This window comes from Pseudomonas sp. NPDC087804 (genome assembly GCF_044742965.1).
Taxonomy (GTDB): domain Bacteria; phylum Pseudomonadota; class Gammaproteobacteria; order Pseudomonadales; family Pseudomonadaceae; genus Aquipseudomonas; species Aquipseudomonas rustica.
Window position 1 is genome coordinate 610186 of sequence record NZ_JBIUVN010000001.1, and the last position, 19374, is coordinate 629559.

The window sequence follows — 19374 nt, forward strand, 5'->3', positions numbered from 1 at the left end:
CGACAATAAGAGAAAACCGATGGCTCTATCGCGATTACCGCTGACGGCACTTTTTTGCGCCCTGGCTATGGCCAGTGGCGTGGCCCTGGCGGCCAGCCAACCGAATATTCTGCTGATCGTGGCGGACGATCTCGGCTACTCGGATCTGGGCAGCTATGGCGGCGAGATTCACACGCCCAGACTGGATGAACTGGCCCAACAGGGCGTGCAATTTACCAGCATGTACGCGGCGCCGACCTGTTCCATCACCCGCTCGATGTTGCTGTCCGGCACTGACAATCACCTTGTCGGGCTGGGCACCATGGCCGAAGCATTGCAACCGTTTCAACGGGGTAAACCGGGGTATGAAGGGTTCCTGAACGGGCGCGCCTACTCGGTTGCCGAACTGCTCCAAGCGGGCGGATACAACACGCTGATGGTCGGCAAATGGCACTTGGGTCTGGAAGCCGATCAAGGCCCGGATCGGCGTGGTTTCGAACAGTCGTTCACGTTGCTGGAAGGCGGGGCGACGCACTTCAAACCCGCCAGCGTTGCACCGGCGCCGTTGGAGCAAGTGCATTACCGTGAAAACGGCCAGTCGGTAGAGGTTCCCGAGACGTTCTACTCAACAGACTTTTACACCGACAAGCTGATTGGCTATCTGCAAAACACCCAGCGTGAGGGCAAGCCGTTTTTTGCCTATGCCGCCTACACGTCACCGCACTGGCCGTTGCAAGCGCCCAAGGAATACCTCGACAAATACCGCGGCCGCTTCGATCAGGGCTACGACACCGTGCGCTCGTCGCGCATTGACCGGCTGAAAAAACTCGGCCTGGTGGACAAGGACTTTCAGCCAGCGCAACCGTTGCCTGTGAACCCACGGCTGCCCGGTTGGCAGCAACTCACGGCCGAGCAGGAGAAAGTCGAAGCGCGGAAAATGGAGATCTACGCGGCAATGGTCGACAACCTCGATCACAACATTGGCCGGGTCATCGACTATCTGCGCCAAAGCGGCCAGTACGACAACACGGTGATCGTGTTCATGTCCGACAACGGCGCGGCGGCGGAAAACCACGCGCAGTTCTATCCACCCGGCGCGAACACGGATAACAGCCTGGCCAATCTGGGCCAGCCCGGCTCGCAGATCGACTATGGTTTGCGTTGGGCGGAAGTCAGTGCCGCGCCTTTCCACTTGTTCAAGGGCACCACGGCCGAAGGCGGAATCAGTGTGCCGGCGATCATCCAACTGCCCAAGAAACTGCGGCGTCAGGGTGTGGAAAGAGGCGTAGCGCGGGTGGATGATCTGGCGCCGACATTCCTTGATTTGGCGGGTATCGCCTTGCCGAGCGAAGCGGACAAACACCCGATTACCGGCACTTCCATCCTGCCAATGCTCGAAGGCAAGGGCAGCCCTCACAACGCTGAGAGTCTGGCCGGAGAGTTGTTCGGCAATGCTTATTATCGTGAGGGCAATCTCAAATTGTTGGGCATGCGCCCGCCAGCAGGTTTCGGCGATAACTCGCAGCCGCCGCAATGGCAGTTGTTTGATGTTGCCCAGGATCGTGGTGAAACCCATGACCTGGCGGCGGCTCAACCGCAGACGGTTCAACGGCTCAAAGCCGCGTGGCTCAAGTACGCCGAGCGGGTCGGCGTCGCTTTTCCGCCGCGCTAGCACGGCAGAGGCTTAACACAGTGGACGGCATTTGCCGCCGCCACTGTGTTGCGGCCATCAACTTGTCGGATTGCGCAGTCGCTCGATGATTCTGCGGGCACGATTGGCACCGACGTCGACATGAATATCAATCATCGGGCGCGTACCGAACCGGCACATGTTCTGGTACTGCGCTTCGATCACCACTTTGTCTTCATCGAACGTCAATCGCGTCTGATGCAGGACTTTGGCTGTGACGGCTTCGGGATCATGCTCAGGGTTGGTGGCCATGGTCCAGAAATAGTGGCTTGTGGTGTCGGTTTCCGGCGTCACACCGTGAAAACCACGCATATGGAAACCACCTCGATCCGGGTTGTGCAGATCGTCCGTGCCTGCGTCTATCGCGCCGGTCCAGATGCGCAGGTGATTGAAGTGAAATTCGATCTCCTGCCAGCGGTCGATGTTGCCTTTGAACGGGTAGGCCGCGGTGTAGGTCGGCGGCGGAACGGAATCGGGCATGTGTCGAACCACGCGAACCATCGAGTCATCGCCGTCCACGCTCATCTGCGCGTTCATGTGAATGCTGGCGTTGCCGCCAATGGTGTGCAAATGGACGTAACCCAGATGACTGAGATCCATGAGGTTGTCGTGGATGAGTTGATAGGGCGCGTCGTAGTGGTAGACATCACCGTCGAACAGGTACTTACCGCTGCTGTGCACGTCATAGACCGGTGGCGCGAATGTCGGCTCTGGATGCTCTGCGCTGCCGAACCAGATCCAGATGATCTGATCCTGCTCCCGGACAGGGTAAGCAGGGACTTTGGCTTTGCTCGGGATCTTGTCCTGGCCCGGAATTTCGATGCATTTACCGCCCTCATTAAATAGCAGGCCGTGGTAACCGCAGCGCAAGCCGCGTTCCTCCACCGTGCCACCGGACAGCGGCAGTGCGCGATGGCAGCAGCGGTCTTCCAGCGCGGCGACCTGGTTATCCGCCGTGCGAAAAAGCACCACCGGTTTATTCAGTAACGTGCGGCCAAGGGGCTGGTCTTTCAGTTCCCGGCTCAAGGCGGCGACGTACCATTGATCGAGTGGGAAACTTGGCACATTGGCCGGGGCAATTTCGTGTGCAAGGGGTTGGGCAGCGGTCGTCATGATGTTCTCCGGCGAGCGGTCAAGGCTCGGTTCAGGTCAAAGGTCCAATACCAGGCGGGGCGATTTGGCACGTGAGCAGCACGGCGTGAAGCGGTCATTGGCCGCGTGTTCGGCGGCGGTCATGAACTGGTCGCGGTGATCGCCAATGCCTTCGAGCAAGCCCGTGACACAGGTGCCGCAGACGCCTTGCTCGCAGGATGATTCGATGGCAATCCCGGCCTCATCGAGCACTTCAAAAACAGTGCGATCGGCGGGGATGTAAAAAATTTGCCCCGTGCTCGCCAACTGAACTTCGAACGGCGAATCAGCGCTTGCATCGACCGGTGCGGCGGCGAAGAACTCTCTGTGCACACGATCTTCGGGCCAGCCAGCGGTCTGCGCGGTGTCGAGGATGAAATTCATGAAACCGGCCGGGCCACAGACGTAGAGGTGAGTCGCGCTGTCTGGCGCGGTGAGGAGGGCGGTTGCATCGAGTTTCTGTTGGGGCGATCCGCTGTCGTCATGCAAATGCACGTGGCTGGCGAACGGTGCTTGCCGCAGGTATTGGATAAACGCGGCGCGTTCGCTGGATCGAAAGCTGTAATGCAGCTCGAAATCCGCGCCTTGATGATGAAGTTCGTGGGCCATTGCCAGCATCGGCGTAATGCCAATACCACCGCCAAACAGCAGGTGACGCGTGGCTGAATCAGCGAGTGGGAAGAGGTTGCGCGGCTCGCTGATACTGAGTGTCTGGCCCTCGCTGATGGTGTCGTGCATCGCGGTAGAACCGCCGCGGGAGGCGGGATCCTTCAACACACTGATCACGTAGCGATGACGCTCTTTGGAGTCATTGCACAGCGAGTATTGCCGGGTGAGGCCGCCGCCAATGTGGATGTCGATGTGAGCACCGGCGTTGAACGGTGGTAACGGGCTACCGTCTGCTGCGCACAACTCGAAACTGCAAATACCCTCGGCCTCAACGACTTTGCGGGTGACGTTGACTTCAAGCATGACTTCTCCCTCCACATTGAAGTGGCTGCTGAAAAACGAACGGAAAAAAGGCTGCGAGCGAGTGACGAATCAGCCGGGCGCGAGGAAATAGAGAGGATCGGTAATCACGGGTACCAGGGACGGGCACGACTGGCGGAGGTTCATAAGCAAGACCTGATAATTATTTTTTTGAGGTTGTGCTACGGCGTATCATGCGGCGCATTGTCCGCAATGGTTGGCTGAGTGAATCCTCAGATAAATTGGTTGCGGTGTCAACCAAATTGCCAGATCTTCGATCTACGGTGTTTTCTCGATGGCTACCGATACACAACTGAACCTGTCGCGTTATGTACCTGGCCTGGTGACATTCCTGGCGAACAAACTCGCCACCGGAGCCTCCCAGTGCTACCGCAAACACTTCGGCATCGGCGTGGTTGAATGGCGGATGCTGTCAATGCTGGCGGTTGAATCCGACATCACCGCCAATCGAATCTGCCAGGCGATCGGGCTCGACAAGAGCGCTGTCAGTCGTTCATTGCAAACGCTGGAAGCGGCGGGGCGGATCACCAGTCAGCTGGATCCCAAGGACGCGCGGCGTTACACCGTGCGATTGACGGCCAGCGGCAAGGAGCTGCATGACCGTGTGCTTAAAGTGGCACTGGAGCGCGAGTCGCGTCTGCTCAGCGGATTGACCCCGGGCGAGGTCGACACGCTGGTTGACTTGCTTGGGCGCCTGCATCTGCAGGTGCCCAATGTGAACAGTTATGACCCGAGTGACGATCAAGTCTGACCACCGCTGGCACACGCAGCGAACGGTGGCTCGCATTTATATCGCAGGTTTCATATCGCGCTCGTTCCGCCCGGTGAACGTCAGCCAGAACAAAATAAACACCGCGATGGCGAAGGCTGCCGGAAACAGCCAGATGCTTCGCCAGTCGTGAACGCCCGCTGTCGAAAAGTGGTCGGTCACCTGACCCGCAACCCAGAATCCGATCAGCATGCCAAAGCCGTAGGTGGCCAGTGTAATGAGTCCCTGCGCGGAACTGCGAAAGCGCTCTGAGGCTTTGGCGTCGGTGTAGATTTGCCCTGAGACGAAAAAGAAGTCATAGCAGACGCCGTGCAAGGCGATGCCGGCCAGCAGCATCATGGCTTGATCACCGTTACTGCCATAGGCGAACAGCAAATACCGCAATGCCCACGCCGACATCCCGATCAACAGTGCGATTTTGATGCCGAAACGATGGATGAACAGCGGCAGCAGCAACATAAAAAGCACTTCGGACACCTGCCCGATGGCCATTTTTGCGGTGGGGTTTTCGACACCGATTTCAGACAGAAACGGATTGGCGTTCTGGTAGTAAAACGCCAGAGGAATACAGATCAGAATCGAGGCGATGAAGAAGATCAGGTAGCCTCGATCCTTCAGCAAACCTAGAGCCTCCACCCCCAGCAGCTGTTTGAGCCCACCGGTATTTTCACCGTGCTCGAGCGGCGCGGTCGCGGGCAAAGTGAAGCTGTAGACACCAAGGATCAACGAGGCGACGGCGGACATCAGAAACGTGTTGCGCAGCGCTCCGTCCGCGATGGCCTGTTGAGAGTCCCAGGCAAAGCCGAAGCTGATCACCAGCCCGGCGATAATCCAGCCGATCGTTCCCCAAACGCGAATCCGCGAAAACTCCAGCGCGGGATCTTTCATTTGCCTGAACGCGACGGCATTGACCAATGCCAGGGTCGGCATATAGACCATCATGTAGGCGAGGACGTAAGGGTAAAACGCGCTGAAATCATCAGCGAGATAGAGCCGGTAGAGCAGCGCGGCGCCCAGTAGATGCAGCACCGCCAGAATGCGTTCCGCGTTGAAAAAGCGGTCAGCAATCAGGCCAATCACGAACGGGGCGAAAATCGCTCCCCACGATTGCGTGGAGAAGGCCATGCCCACCTGACCGCCGCTGGCAGCCAGCGTCGTAGTGAGGAACGTCCCGAGGGTGACGAACCAGCCACCCCAGATAAAAAATTGCAGAAACATCATCGCGCTCAGTCGCGCGTTAATTCCAGGCATGTCAGTCACCCTATTATTCTTATTGGATAGACGTTATTGGATAGACGTTAGTGGCCAGCCGCTGTGGCGTCAGTCATCGCCCAGGCCGAGCAGTCGTCGATTGGATTGCTGATCGGCCGTCACACGGGCGAAATCGTCGAAAGCCTTCTCGGTCTTTTTGATCATGTGTTGCTCTATGAATGCCGCGCCTTCTGCGGCGCCCTGGGCGGCGTCCTTCAGGCAGCATTCCCATTCCAGCACGGCCCAGCCGCTGAAATCGTATTGGGTCAATTTGCTGAAGATCGACTTGAAATCGATCTGGCCATCGCCCAGCGATCTGAATCTGCCGGGCCGATCCATCCAGCCCTGATACCCGCCGTACACGCCAGAGCGGGCGTCGGGACGGAACTCGGCATCCTTGACGTGGAACATGCGGATGCGCTCGTGATAGCGATCGATGAAACCCAGATAGTCCATTTGTTGTAAAAGCAGATGGCTTGGATCGTAAAGAATCGCCGCGCGAGGGTGATGATTCACCGCTTCGAGAAAGCGTTCGAACGAGGCGCCATCGTGCAGATCTTCCCCAGGATGGATCTCGTAGCAGAGATCAACGCCCGCTGCTTCAAAGCAATCGAGGATCGGTAACCAGCGCCGCGCCAACTCGGCAAACCCCTCATCGACAAGCCCGGCCGGGCGTTGTGGCCACGGGTACAGAAACGGCCAGAGCAAGGCGCCGGAGAATGTCGCGTGAGCCGTCAAGCCTAAGCGCTGACTGGCGCGGGCGGCGAGTTTGAGCTGGGAAATTGCCCACTCTGTGCGAGCCTTAGGCTGGCCGCGTAAATGTTCAGGGGCGAAGTCGTCGAAGATGGCGTCGAACGCGGGATGCACGGCGACCAACTGGCCTTGCAGGTGCGTCGACAGTTCGCTGATCACCACGCCGGCTCGCGCACAGGTGGCGATGAGTTCGTCGCAGTAATCCTGACTCTCGGCTGCTCGCTCAAGGTCGATGAATTGCGTGCCGAGGGTCGGTATCTGGATCGCCTTGTAGCCTTGGGAGGCGGCCCATTGCGCGATGTCGGATAACGTATGGAACGGGCTCTCGCTGGACATGAACTGGGCGAGAAAAATACCCGGCCCGCGCATGCCTTTGGTCTGTCGCAACTCAGCGTTCATCTGAGGATTCTCCTGCGGTGTAGGTGTCGGGGATTTCGCTCCACTTGGCGTCACCCCGATGGTTGGCGATGGCCGTCTCGATGAACGCCATGCCGCGTAAACCAACGTTGACTCCGGGAACGCCCGGCGCATCGTGGCCAGGCACTTTGTGCAAAATCGACTGCGCCAGCGCGCGATAAAGATTGGCCATGGCTTCGAGATAACCCTCCGGATGCCCGGCGGGCAGGCGCATCCGCGATGTGGCGTCGGCGCACAACCAGGGTTGCCCGACGCCTGAGCGCAACAGGCGGATCGGCTGGTCAATCGAGCGATGGATCAGGCTGGACGGGTCTTCCTGGCGCCACTCCAGCCCGCCTTTATCACCGTAGAGGCGGATCTTCAGCGGGTTTTCCTCTCCCGCGCAGACCTGACTGGCGATCAATACACCGCTGGCGCCATCAGCCATTTTGAACAGCATCGAGGCGTCGTCATCCAGCTGACGGTTATCGAAGTGAGCGCTGAGCATTGCGCTGACGTGTTGAATTTTCTGGTCGGCGACAAACTCCGCGAGAGAGAAGGCGTGAGTGCCGATATCACCGATGCAGCCACCGATGCCGGACTGCGCGGGGTCGTCTCGCCAGTCCGCCTGTTTATTGCCGCGTCCGGAGACATCTTCGCTGAGCCAGCCTTGAGGATATTCGACCAGCACCTTGCGCAGGCGGCCGATCACACCGCTGCGTACCATTTCGCGGGCCTGCCAGACCATCGCATAGCCGAGGTAGGTGTGAGCCAGCCCGTAGATTCGATCGCTGTGGATGACGTCGTGTCGGAGCGACTGCAGTTCAGCAAGATCCAGCGCAGCAGGTTTTTCACTGAATACATGGAAACCGGCGCGCAGCGCTTGACTGGCAATCGGTGCATGCAGATGGTTTGGCGTGACGATCACCAGCAATTCCATGCGCTGCTCAGACGCAAGCACACTTTCGGCATCGAGCATCGCCTGCCAGGTGTCGTAGCAGCGCTGGGTAGGCACACCCAGTGCAGCGGCGGTGCGCTGGTTATTTTCAGGCGTGCGACTGAAGGCACCACAGACCAGCTCGAACTGGCCATCCAGGCGTGCCGCCTGCCGATGCGCCTGAGCAATGAAGGCGCCTTCACCGCCGCCGACAAAACCCATTCTTATTTTTCGACCTGCTGAACTCATGTCACTCGTCTCGGTGGGTTAATTGTTTACTATGATTGAGTGGTGATGTAACCGGTTACATCTGCCCGGAAATTTAGGCTTCAATTCCGGCAGTGTCAAATCCTGCGACGATGTGGAGTGGACATTTCCGCCTGTCGCGACGTGCGGTAAGCTGCCGCACTCGATCTTCCGAACACGCGAGGCGTTTGTGTCAAATATCCGTGAGGTGGCTCGACTGGCAGGTGTATCCGTGGCGACGGTGTCCAGAACACTGAAATCACCGGAGAGGGTGCTCCCCGAGACCCGCGACAAGGTCAACGCTGCCGTCGAACAAGCCAACTACCGGCCGAACCTGATGGCCGTGCAGTTTCGCTCGCGAAAAACCGGCAACCTGGTGATCCTCGTTCCGGCAATCGCCAATACATTTTTCGCACGGGTGATCAGTGGGGCGCAGAAGGCGGCTCAGGCGGCCGGGTATCGTCTGCTGCTTTGCGATACTCAAGGGCAAGAAGCCGTCGAGCGGCAATTCGCCGAACTGGTGTATGCCCACCAGGCGGACGGCGTGATTCAACTGCGCGCGTTTGACCCCTTTGATACCGCGGCTTCGAGCGCGGTTTTGCCGCCGATCGTCAATGCCTGCGAAGTCATCAGTGACGGGCGTCACGCCACCATCAGCCTGGATAATTTCGCGGCCGCCAAGGCGATGACGCAACACCTTATCGCGCTCGGACATCAGCGGATCGGACTGATCAAAGGCTCAAGAAGCAGTCCTCTGACACGCGACCGACTGGCCGGGTATCAGGCCGCTTTGCGCGAAGCCGGAATCGGTTTCGACGAGGAATTGGTCTGCCATGGCGACTTCACCCTGAATGCCGGGTTCGTCGGCGCCTCGAAAATGCTCTCGATGGCGACGAGGCCAACTGCGCTTTTCTGTGAAAACGACGAGATGGCCATCGGTGCCTTGAAACGCATCAAGCAAGCGGGTTTGCGCGTGCCTGAGGATATTTCACTGGTGGGCTTCGACGATATTCCGATGGCCGCCTACTGCGATCCACCCCTGACGACCATCTCGCAACCCGCTGAGGCGTTCGGTGAGAAAGCCGTGCAAATGCTGATCATGCTGATCGATAAGAAACCGTTGCCCAAGCGCCACGTCGTGCTGCCGTTCGAGTTCACCGGCCGCGCCAGTTCAGGCCCTTGCGCGGCTAGCAAAGCGCAGCCGGTTTAGCAGGGTTCAAGCAATTTCTCCGTGCCGGCGCACGTCGCCCAACGAATCGCGCTGCATCGACTGCAGGTTTTTCTCGATGGTTTCGCACAGCGCTTCCATCTGAATCTGATGCTCGCTATGACGAAACGGACTTTGCAGATCGGTGCCAATCCGCTCGATGGCCAGCAACATAAAACCAACCACGGTCGAAGCCAGCGGCGTGAACCAGCCCAGCGATTCCACCAGGCCCACCGGCACGATCAGACAGAACAGCGAAATAAACAGCCGCGGAAAATACACATAAGGGTAGGGCAGCGGCGTATTGGCGATCCGCTCCATACCACCCTGACTGTTGGAGAGATCCACCAGCGTCGACTCCAAGCGCGCCAGACGAATGCTGTCCAGACGCCCGGCCTTGTATTCCCGCGCCAACAAGGCAGCGGAGCCAGTAAGAATGTCGTTGGCAAAGTTATTGGTGGTGCCACTTCGCGCAAACTCATCAGCAGGAATAAACGCCCGGACTTCCTCAGGGCAAGGCAAACCTTGCAGATGCGCCGCCAAGCAATTCACGTAAGCAACGTGACGGCGCAGCAACGTCGACTTGACCGGATTCACCTCGGTGCCGGGATCATCCAGCAACGTCAGCACCTGCCGGGCAAAACTGCGCGAACTGTTGATCATCGAACCCCACAGCGTCCGCGCCTCCCACCAGCGGTTGTAAGCGCTGCTGTTACGAAAACTGATCAGCACGATCAATGCCGAACCCAATAACGTCAGGGGCATCAGCGGCAAATTCAGCTTGGCGTTGAGAAACAACATGAAGTCGACCGTGACAGCGATGTCCCACAGCAACAGCCAGAACAACGCCCAGCCGACATAGCCCAGGGTCTTGATGATCAAACGGTATTTTTTGACGATGGCAGCTTTCAAACGGAAACCTCGTGGCGAGCGGGAAGCATTGATGCCTTAGCTCGGACGGTGTTTTCGCTGCAAGGTTCGATGAGGGCGGCGGGGGGGCATGATAGATAGGGGTGCAGGAAGCCGGCTAATCGGCTCTGACACGTTTGAAGGAGATTGAAAGGTATCTTTTGATGAAACGGGCAATCGGCGTTTCGATTTTCTTGTTGATGAACCAGGACGCGGCAATCATCAGGATGATGGTGCCCCAGAACAGCAGGTGCGGGTTCACCGCCGGGTAAGCGATGTTGAAGATCATGAAGCCGATCATTTGATGGAGCAGATAAAGCGGATACGTCAGCGCGCCCAGCACCGTCCAGTTGCGCCGACTGATCGCAGGCGTTCGGTTGGTCGTGATCAAGTAGAACAGGATGAAAAACAGGCCGATCAGACCGCAGATGATCAGCGGGTTGTATTCAGTCGAGTATTTGGTTTCGATCGATTCGGCCCACACCAGCGCGGTAAAGCAGGCTAACGCCAACGCGCCCAGCAGTAGCAGAACCCGGGTTGTGTTAAAACCCTTGACCCACGCGAGGTAGAACGTGGCTCCGGCGATGAAGTAGGCGGCGTAATCAGTGATCAATAGCGAGCGTAGTTTTTCCAACACCAGTATTTCCGCTGTTGCAGAAACCAGCAGCCAGGCCACGAGGAACGGTTCGATTTTGTCTATTTTCTTCGCGCTCAACAGGACGGAAATCATCAAGTAGAACTTTATTTCTACAAACAGTGACCAGTACACCCCATCGATCGGCTCTACATTCAGCATCTCGCTCAGAAAGGCCATGTTGATCAAATATTGGTAAAGATCGGCCGAGAAGCGTGGCTGGCCGATGGCTAACGTGAACAAAAACGTAAGCGTGCAGCACACCCAGAACGCCGGGCAGAGGCGCACGACGCGGGAGATGAAAAATACGCTGAGGTTGTTGCTCGACGCGGTCATCAGGATGACAAATCCGCTGATCATGAAAAAAAGTTCGACGCCCAGATAACCGTATTTGGCAGGCTCGGCCAACCAGGGATAGGGCATCGTCGACATGTCGCCTTTTGCATAGCCGCGAAACGCATAGTGAAAAATCACGACGGCGATAGCGGCGAGGAAGCGCAGCAAATCCAGTTCCTGCAGCCGTCGGTTGTTCATATAGGGCGCTCCAGACTTTTTCGCGCTGATTGAAACTGACGACTCTGGTCACTGACACTTGACCCCAGGCGAAAGCGATTGAAGCCGTGGCGATTCGTCCCCCGGTTTGATGAGACGGCTATGGACTGCGTTGCCACATATGGATGTAGTCGATTTCGAAGGTGGAGGGCAGGTCAGCGTCATCGACGATGCCGAACCACTTCCACATCGCCTCACTGTCAAAGACGATCTCCATGGGGAAGAAGAAGTGGCTGTTCTTCGATTCCCGCACCAGCACGCCATCGACGTACCAGCGCAGGGTGTCGGGCTGCCAGTCGAAGCCGTAGACATGGAAGTCCTCGGCCAGGCGCCATGGACTCAGCCAGATGCTGCCGTCGGCGATGTGTTCGCTGCTTTGCGGCGTGGCCCATAAGTGGGCGTTTATGTTGTACGAACGGTCGAGGGCGGCATTTTTGGTTTTGCCGCCGATTTCGAAAATGTCGATTTCGGTGGCGTTGTCCATCATGCCCGTCCACGCCAGCCAGAAAGCGCTGGAACCAGCGGAATTCATCGGCTTGGCCCGTGCTTCGTAGTAACCGTAAAAACCGCGTTCAAGGGTGCGAACCATCGCTGAGGTGTAGTCCTTGAAACCGAGTTTGACGTACTTGTCGGGCAAGCTTTCTTTGCGGAAGACGATGTTCAGGTTGGCAACGTCACGTCGTTACCGGCGTCGACACCGTGTGGATCTCCCAGTTTTCCGCGATTCGCGTCCACATGAAGCGGTCTTCGCTGTAGCGCAGGCCAGCATCGCGCGATGTTTCAAGGCGAACGCTCCTGTTCGCCAGTCGCGTTATGTTTGATGATGTCCATGACGGCAGCGGTCATGATTGCCGTGGAAACACCGAACATAAGAATGCCATTAGCCGCCTCCAGCGGGCTGAGCAAGCGCCATTGCGGGCTCAGAACCACATCGCCATAGCCCAACGTGGAGAAGGTCACGCCAGAAAAATACAGCGCGCTGGTGAAGTCTTTGAACTCGCCTAGCAGCAGGAACAGCAAGGCCCACAGGGCCATTTGCACATAGTTGCCGATGAGCATCACCACCATGACCATCGACAACAAACGCACGTCATCTGTCTTGGAGTGGCACAGCTTCATCTTGCGCCGCTGCGACGCATAACGCCGCGCACACAGGGCCAGGAACACCGCCTGCAAAACCACGCAGAGCACGATCACCGGCAGGCCCACGAGGAAATTGATCAGCATGTGCGATCCTCTGTAGAGGTTGGGTTAGAGGCGTTGCGACGTTGCCGGCGATTATCAAGCAGATAAACCATCGCACAGGCATACAGCGTGACCAGAATGAACAGCCCCATGCGGATCGCGAAAGCGGTATAGACATCCTTGCCGGCGGCGCTGTCCTGCACCGACTGGCCGAGCAGAATGATCATGGTCATCAGGCTGTTGAGCCAGAAACCCGGCGTGTAGCGGCCAGGGCTCAGCCCATAGAGTTTTCGGGCCACTAGCAGCCCGAACAGCAGCATCCACAGGAAGAACATCCACAGATTGACGAACAGGCCCAGGGCGAACCAGAAGATAATCGCCAGCAGGCCGCCGAGCAGGGTTGAGCCGAGCAGTTCCCGCCCGGCAGATCGCGCGCTGGTGACGGTGCTCTGTTGGCCGAGGTTGACCGACTTCATGATGATCGGCATGTAGCTGGCCGGATCGATCAGCGCCAACAGGAAGGCAGGCATCACCACCAGCGCGGCGCGCAACGCCAGCCAGTTGACCTCATCTGCCGACAGGGTCGGTGCGGGGGCGGGTGGTCGTGTATCGATGGGATCCGGGAACAGCCAGTGGCTGATCGACACCGCCGTGAGCGCCAGCAGCATGCCTTTGACCAACGAGACCACCACCTGCAGGGCCAGGTCGAAGTCGGTGGCGCCGGCCGCGCTGATCATCGTCAAGCCAACCACCATGAAGGTCGCGACCAGCGCGCTGCCGCCTCGCATGCCATAGCGGAACACCAGAAACAGGCCCAGGCAAACCAGCATCACGCCGACCGCCGCGTAATACTGCAACAACGGTATCAGCAGCAAGCCGCTGCCGGTGGTGATAATCAGCACCAGGGCCAGGCCCAGGCTGGCCTTGAACGGCAGCGGTCGGTTCATCGCCGCCAGGATCGTCAGCGCCAGCATCGGTGCGATAAAAGGGATAGGCAGGGCCAAGCCGAAGCTTGCGGCCAGGCAAAGCGCCGTACCCGTGGCCAGGCGCAGGGCACGCCGGGCGCGGATCTGTTGCTCAGTAGGCATACGACATCCAGCTCATCACACGCAGAAACAGGCGACCGAGAACGTTCAGCGGATTGCCCTCGTTGGGAAACGCCATCACCTCGGCCTGGCCACCGACACGGATGCCACTGAGATCGCTCAACTGGCCTGGCTCAAGCTCAATGATCACCGGAAAGCGCTGGGCCGGGCGCAGCCAGTCACGGCTGTTCTGCACCGTGGGCAAGGTGCCGGCTGGCGTGCTCTGACCCGTACTGACGCCATAACCGACGCTGCGCACATGGCCTTCGAATACGCTGCCGGGCAGTGCGTCCAGCACGATGCGCACCGGGGTGCCGGGCCTTACCTGCCCGAGGTTGTTCTCCGTCATATCCGCCGAGACCCACGCGTCGTGGATGGCGATCAAAGTCATCAAGGGCGCTCCAGCGGTGGCGAACTGGCCGACATCGGTGCGCAGGTCAGTGACCAGACCGTTGGAGCGGGCCCGCACGACGCTGTTGGCCAGATCCAGTTCGGCCTTGTCCACCGTGGCGATTGCGCTGAGCAACAGCGCATTTTTTTCGTCGCCGCCCCCTTGGGTTTCGCGGGCGCGTTCGACCTCTGCCCGCGCCGCCGCGACATGGGCGACGGCCGCATCCAGAGTGGAACGGGAAACCTCCAATCGACGCAGAGAGATGGTTCCGGCGTCTTCCTTGTATAAACGCTCAAGGCGTTGCAGATCCTGGCGGGACATGACTTCGTTAGCCTGGGCCGCTTTCAGCGACGCCGTCTTGGAGTCGATGCCAGCAGTGTTGGCGCCGATCTGCCTGCGGGTGGTCTGTAAGTCAGCACGCGCCCGGTCGACAGCGATCTGGTATTGCTGCGGGTTCACCTCGAACAAAACGTCGCCAGCCTTGACCTCCTGGTTGTTGCGCACGTTGACCTTGGTGACCCGGCCTGCGACTTCCGCCGCCACCGGAACCACAAACGTCTGTACCCGTGCCTGCTGCGTATAAGGTGTGTAGCGGTCGGCCATCAGGTACCAGACCAGGCTCAGGAGAATGAGCGCGGCAACAGCGCTGACAGCTTTTTTTGCCGGATCCGCCGCAGGCGCGGGCACGGCTTGTTCTTTCTCGTTTTGGCGGTCACTCAATTGACACCTTCCTTCCCTTCATCAAGCAAGTTGCCCCAGTCGGTGCGTTGTTCCATCTGTTGGCGGGTGGCGGGATCGATCAGCGGACGGTCGCTGTACCAACCGCCGCCGACGGCCTTGTACAGCGCGATCAGGCTGTTGATGGCCGTGTTGCGATTGACCAGGTAGTTATCCTGTTGGGCGAAGAGGGCGGCCTGGGCATCGAGTACCCGCTGGAAATCCGAATAGCCTTCGCGGTACTGGGTATTGGCCAGAGATACCGAACGCCTGGCTGCAATCGACGCTTCGCTGAGGATCCGGTCGCGCTCCAGCGCCTTGATCAGGCCGGTCGCCGCATCGTCGGCCTCGCGCGCCGCCTGGCGAACGCTGTCCTGATAGACGACGATCAACTGCTGCAGACGGGCATCCTGAACACGCACGTTGTTGGTGATCTGGCCATGGTCAAACACGTTCCAGCGCAGGCTAGGGCCGCCGATCAGATCCAATGTATTCGACGTGCCGTCCAGGGAGTTCGCGGACCAGACGATGCTGCCGAACAGGCTGATAGAAGGATAAAGGTCGGCCTCGGCGACACCGATCAGCGCCGACTGGGCCGCGACCTGGGCTTCTGCGCTACGGACATCCGGACGACGCAATAACAGGTCAACCGGCACGTCTTGCAGCACAGCACGATCAACCAAAGGCACCACGCCAGTGTTGGATTGCAGTTCAGCCATTGCGCCCGGCGGGCGACCGATCAGGGTGGCCAAGGCATTGCGTGTGCTGGCGACTTGCGCTTCGAAATCGGGAATGGTGCTGAGGGTCGCGAGGTACTGGGTTTTGGCCTGTTGCAGATCAAGTTCGGCATTGTTGCCGCTGAGAAACAGGCGCTCGGTAATCTCATAGCTGCGCTTCTGCAGTGTGGCGTTGTTCTTTGCGATCAGCAGGCGCGCCTCGGCGGTACGCAGTGCGTAGTAGGTCTGCGCCACTTGCGCGTGCAGCAGCACCAGCGCGTTTTCATAGTTGCTCTGCGCGGCGAACCAGGCCGCATCAGCCGACTCGATGGCGCGGCTGAACCGGCCCCAGAAATCCAGTTCCCAGCCGACGTCGAACCCCGCACTGTGTTGCCACAGATGGCTGTCCTGCGGATTGTCACCGCCCCATTGGCGACGTTTGACATAGGCGCTGTCGGCGCTGACCTGTTGCACTTGCGGGTAGCGACCACTTAGCGCGATGCCCAACTGTGCGCGCGCCTCCATCACCCGCAGGCCGGCCACTTCGAGGTCGGCATTGTGCGCGTCCGCCTCGGCGATCAGGTGGTCGAGCACCGGGTCGGTAAACACGTGCCACCACTGCCGGCTATCGGGTTGCGTCTGTTGCTGGCTGGCCAGCGCCAAGGCCGGCGTATTCCAGTGCTCAACCCAAGGTTGGGTCGGTGACTGGAAGTCCGGGCCAAGACGCACACAACCACTCAGGCCAAAGGCGGCACACAGCAGTAACCGGCTCATGCGGGCAGGACATGCCTTCAAGCGCATGCGCCTCAGACCGGCGGGAGCTCGTTCGCTGACCCACGTTGCGGTGGCTCAACGCTCAATAGTTCATCCAGAACCTCGATGTGCGGCTGGTCGTCGATCCACTGCCAGAACAGTTGATAGGCGACCGCCAGCATCACCGGCCCAATGAACAGACCGATAAACCCGCCGCTGACCATACCGCCCAGTGCACCGATCAGAATCACCGGCATCGGCACGTCGACGCCGCGACCGAGCATCAATGGCTTGAGGACGTTGTCGGACATCCCGGCGATCAGGCTGTAGATGCAAAACACGACGGTACCGAGCGTGGTGCCGTCAGTGGCAAAGACATAGGCGATTACCGGCACCGTCACAAGAATTACCGGCAACTGCATGATCCCCATCAACAGCGCAACCATGGCGAGCAGTCCGGCACCGGGCACTCCCATAAGCACGAAGCCGACGCCCACCAGCAGCATCTGGATAAAGGCGATACCCACCACGCCCTGAGCTACCGCGCGGATGGTCGCGGTGCACAGCGTCGCAATGCGCCGGCCGCGTTCCGGGCCGGAAAGGCGGGTGGCGATGGCGATGGCGCTGCGTTCGCCGTTGTCGCCGTAGGCCATCAGCACACCGGCGATGATCAGGGCACCGATAAACAACAGAAAGCCCACGCCAACTCCAGCCATCTTGCCCAGCAAGGTCAAGCCGATTGTTTTGATGTACGGCATCAACTTCATCACCACGCTGCTCATGTCGGTCGCCGACTGCAACCAGAAGGCATAGAGCCGTTCGCCAATGAGCGGCAGGGTGGCAATTTTTTCGTTGGGCAGCGGAATGGTCACGGTGTCGGACTTGAGAATTGCCAGGGCGCCTTCGACCGATTCAGTGATTGAGGTGCCCAGCAGATAAATCGGCACCATCAGCAAGGCCAGGGCGACCACGACGATCAGCGTCGCGGCGCGGCCATCTTTATTGCCCAATTTGCGCTTAAGCAGGGTGTGCAGCGGGTACAGGGTGATCGCCAGGATCACTGCCCAAAGCATCAGGTTGAGGAAGGGTTCAAAGATCTGAAAGCAGAACAGCACCAGTACCGTGATCAGTCCGGCGCGAATCAACACATCGAGCAAACCACCGGATAGCGCCCTTGCAGAAATGTTTGTGTTTAACATTGCCTAATCCCTTGCTGTTCGTCGCGTGGAGGCAGTATAGACGCTGATTTTTCGAAGGTTGGGCGATCAGAAAACCATCCCCATGACCGCAGATTTATAACCGTCGGGGGGATCGCTTGAGTGTTTTTTTAAAGGAATACCGGAGACCTTATGCCCCCTCATAGCGGGGTGATCCCGCTACTGAACGTTTTGGAGGCTCATACCCGTGTTTCGCTACGAGGGCCTTTTATTGCCCAGATGATCAGGCCGATCACCGGCAGAAGCGCGACCAGCGCCACCCATAAAACTTTTTTCGGTGTTTCTGCCGAGCTTTTCACCACATTGATGATTGCCCAGATATCCAGAACGAAAATGACGAAGGCGATAAGGTCGTACAAGAAAGAGCCCATGCATGCAGTCCTGCGAGTGAAGTTACGCTTCAAGATAGGCCATAAAACGCAACGCAGTGTCGGGCCTGCAAAAAAAACGGGTCAGGCTTTTTGCTTCTCGCGTAAATGGGCATGACAGACCTGCGCGGCTCTGCTTCTGGCCGAAAACAGGCGCGAATGAGTAGGTGCTTTCGGCGAATGGGTTCCTTTAATTCATCAAACCGACCTTCAAATCATCAACTGGCAATTACAGTTTTTCTGGTTACGCTTACCGGCAAGAATGGCGTAAATCCGCCCGTTCAATAATTGTCTGGCAAGGGAGCCAACAAACATGGATAGCACTCAGGGCGTTTATCCATCAGCGACCGTGCTGGTGGTCGACGATACCCCCGACAACCTGATGTTGATCGCCGAGTTGCTGAAGGACAAATATCGGGTCAAGGCCGCCAATAGCGGCGAGAAGGCCTTGCGTCTTCTGCAGGCGGATCCACTGCCCGACCTGATCCTGCTGGACATCATGATGCCGGGCCTGTCCGGTTATGACGTTGCCGAGCAGCTCAAACGTGATGCGCGCATTCGCCACATACCGATCATTTTCCTGACCTCTATGGCCGCCACGGAGGACGAGATTCGCGGCTTGAGCCTGGGGGCTGCGGATTACATTACCAAACCGATCATTCCCCCCGTGCTCATGGCCAGGGTCGAGACGCAGATCAAGCTCAAGTCCGTTGCCGATTTCCTGCGCAATCAGAACGAATTTCTCGAGCAGGAAGTGCAGCGCCGCACCCGCGAGGTGATCGCCATCCAGGATGTCACGATCCACGCCATGGCTTCGCTGGCGGAAACCCGTGACAACGAAACCGGCAACCACATTCGCCGCACTCAGCACTACATCAAACAACTGGCTGAACTGTTGCGCAATCACCCGCGCTTCCGGCACTTCCTTGACGACGAGACCATCAAACTGCTGTTCAAATCGGCGCCGCTGCACGATATCGGCAAGATTGGTATTCCCGATCGCATTCTGCTCAAGCCGGGACGCCTGACCCCGGAAGAATTCGAGGTCATGAAGACCCACACCACGTTGGGGCGCGACGCCATCCAGCACGCCGAGGATCAATTAGGCATCAACGTCGACTTCCTTCATTTGGCCAAGGAAATTGCCTACGGTCATCAGGAAAAGTGGGACGGCAGTGGCTATCCGCAAGGCGTGGCCACCGACGACATCCCGATCAGCGCCAGGTTGATGGCCGTGGCAGATGTCTACGATGCACTGATCAGCCGCCGCGTGTACAAGCCCGGCATGTCCCATGAGCAGGCGGTGGCAATCATCCGCGAAGGCCGGGGCTCGCACTTTGATCCGGACATCTGCGACGCGTTTCTCGCCAATGCCGAGCAGTTCCGCGCCATTGCTGAACAATTTGCCGACAGCGACCAGGACATGGCCAAGCAGTTAGCCCTGCTTGAGCAGATCGCCGACCGTCCCTGAGCCCCACGCATCCGTTTGCACATTCCG

General features: G+C 58.7%; 18 protein-coding genes. 4 read left to right on the top strand and 14 right to left on the bottom strand.

Features of this window, described 5'->3' with window-relative positions; genetic code table 11:
* Positions 1–19 precede the first annotated feature (19 nt).
* Positions 20–1651, top strand: coding sequence for an arylsulfatase (locus ACIOMO_RS02675; RefSeq protein ID WP_401237890.1), 1632 nt, complete (start codon positions 20–22; stop codon positions 1649–1651).
* 57 nt (positions 1652–1708) lie between these two features.
* Here the strand turns inward: ACIOMO_RS02675 and ACIOMO_RS02680 are convergent, their stop codons facing one another.
* Positions 1709–2782, bottom strand: a complete 1074-nt coding sequence (locus ACIOMO_RS02680; protein WP_401237891.1) for a Rieske 2Fe-2S domain-containing protein — start codon at positions 2780–2782, stop codon at positions 1709–1711.
* Between the two features lie 36 nt (positions 2783–2818).
* On the bottom strand, positions 2819–3772 hold the full coding sequence (locus ACIOMO_RS02685; RefSeq protein ID WP_401237893.1) for a PDR/VanB family oxidoreductase: 954 nt from the start codon (positions 3770–3772) through the stop codon (positions 2819–2821).
* A 292-nt stretch (positions 3773–4064) separates the two neighbouring features.
* On the opposite strand from ACIOMO_RS02685, the gene ACIOMO_RS02690 reads away from it, so the two are divergent.
* Positions 4065–4541: a MarR family winged helix-turn-helix transcriptional regulator gene (locus ACIOMO_RS02690; protein WP_400748239.1), complete on the top strand. Its 477-nt coding sequence runs from the start codon at positions 4065–4067 to the stop codon at positions 4539–4541.
* Between the two features lie 36 nt (positions 4542–4577).
* Here the strand turns inward: ACIOMO_RS02690 and ACIOMO_RS02695 are convergent, their stop codons facing one another.
* The 3 genes from ACIOMO_RS02695 to ACIOMO_RS02705 form a co-directional block, all read right to left on the bottom strand.
* Positions 4578–5810 carry a nucleoside permease gene (locus ACIOMO_RS02695; RefSeq protein WP_401237895.1) on the bottom strand — a complete coding sequence of 411 codons (1233 nt, stop codon included), beginning with the start codon at positions 5808–5810 and terminating at the stop codon, positions 4578–4580.
* 69 nt (positions 5811–5879) lie between these two features.
* Complete coding sequence (locus tag ACIOMO_RS02700) at positions 5880–6932, bottom strand: sugar phosphate isomerase/epimerase family protein (protein ID WP_401239402.1); 1053 nt, start codon at positions 6930–6932, stop codon at positions 5880–5882.
* A gap of 19 nt (positions 6933–6951) precedes the next feature.
* Positions 6952–8145, bottom strand: a complete 1194-nt coding sequence (locus tag ACIOMO_RS02705; protein WP_401237897.1) for a Gfo/Idh/MocA family protein — start codon at positions 8143–8145, stop codon at positions 6952–6954.
* Between the two features lie 187 nt (positions 8146–8332).
* Between ACIOMO_RS02705 and ACIOMO_RS02710 the strand changes: the two genes are divergently transcribed.
* Complete coding sequence (locus ACIOMO_RS02710) at positions 8333–9352, top strand: LacI family DNA-binding transcriptional regulator (RefSeq protein ID WP_401239405.1); 1020 nt, start codon at positions 8333–8335, stop codon at positions 9350–9352.
* 6 nt (positions 9353–9358) lie between these two features.
* On the opposite strand, the gene ACIOMO_RS02715 is transcribed toward ACIOMO_RS02710, so the two are convergent.
* The 9 genes from ACIOMO_RS02715 to ACIOMO_RS02755 form a co-directional block, all read right to left on the bottom strand.
* Positions 9359–10261 (bottom strand): bestrophin family protein, encoded by a 903-nt coding sequence (locus tag ACIOMO_RS02715; RefSeq protein ID WP_053120153.1) that lies wholly within the window; start codon positions 10259–10261, stop codon positions 9359–9361.
* A gap of 115 nt (positions 10262–10376) precedes the next feature.
* On the bottom strand, positions 10377–11426 hold the full coding sequence (locus ACIOMO_RS02720) for an acyltransferase family protein (protein WP_401237899.1): 1050 nt from the start codon (positions 11424–11426) through the stop codon (positions 10377–10379).
* 118 nt (positions 11427–11544) lie between these two features.
* On the bottom strand, positions 11545–12081 hold the full coding sequence (locus ACIOMO_RS02725; protein ID WP_401237901.1) for a family 16 glycosylhydrolase: 537 nt from the start codon (positions 12079–12081) through the stop codon (positions 11545–11547).
* 143 nt (positions 12082–12224) lie between these two features.
* Positions 12225–12671, bottom strand: coding sequence for a potassium channel family protein (locus tag ACIOMO_RS02730; RefSeq protein WP_401237903.1), 447 nt, complete (start codon positions 12669–12671; stop codon positions 12225–12227).
* Positions 12665–13717, bottom strand: a complete 1053-nt coding sequence (locus tag ACIOMO_RS02735) for a DUF2955 domain-containing protein (RefSeq protein ID WP_401237904.1) — start codon at positions 13715–13717, stop codon at positions 12665–12667. Before ACIOMO_RS02735 ends, ACIOMO_RS02730 begins: the two co-directional genes overlap by 7 nt.
* Positions 13707–14825 (bottom strand): HlyD family secretion protein, encoded by a 1119-nt coding sequence (locus tag ACIOMO_RS02740; protein WP_401237906.1) that lies wholly within the window; start codon positions 14823–14825, stop codon positions 13707–13709. The genes ACIOMO_RS02735 and ACIOMO_RS02740 overlap by 11 nt, the downstream gene beginning before the upstream one ends.
* Positions 14822–16312, bottom strand: a complete 1491-nt coding sequence (locus ACIOMO_RS02745; RefSeq protein WP_401237907.1) for an efflux transporter outer membrane subunit — start codon at positions 16310–16312, stop codon at positions 14822–14824. The genes ACIOMO_RS02740 and ACIOMO_RS02745 overlap by 4 nt, the downstream gene beginning before the upstream one ends.
* A 32-nt stretch (positions 16313–16344) precedes the next feature.
* Entirely contained in the window at positions 16345–17490 is a 1146-nt protein-coding gene (locus tag ACIOMO_RS02750; protein WP_102899050.1) for an AI-2E family transporter, read from the bottom strand.
* Between the two features lie 197 nt (positions 17491–17687).
* Positions 17688–17879, bottom strand: a complete 192-nt coding sequence (locus ACIOMO_RS02755; RefSeq protein ID WP_102899049.1) for a PLD nuclease N-terminal domain-containing protein — start codon at positions 17877–17879, stop codon at positions 17688–17690.
* A 310-nt stretch (positions 17880–18189) separates the two neighbouring features.
* Here ACIOMO_RS02755 and ACIOMO_RS02760 point away from each other — a divergent pair, with 310 nt between their 5' ends.
* Positions 18190–19347, top strand: coding sequence for a two-component system response regulator (locus ACIOMO_RS02760; protein ID WP_401237909.1), 1158 nt, complete (start codon positions 18190–18192; stop codon positions 19345–19347).
* Positions 19348–19374: the final 27 nt, after the last annotated feature.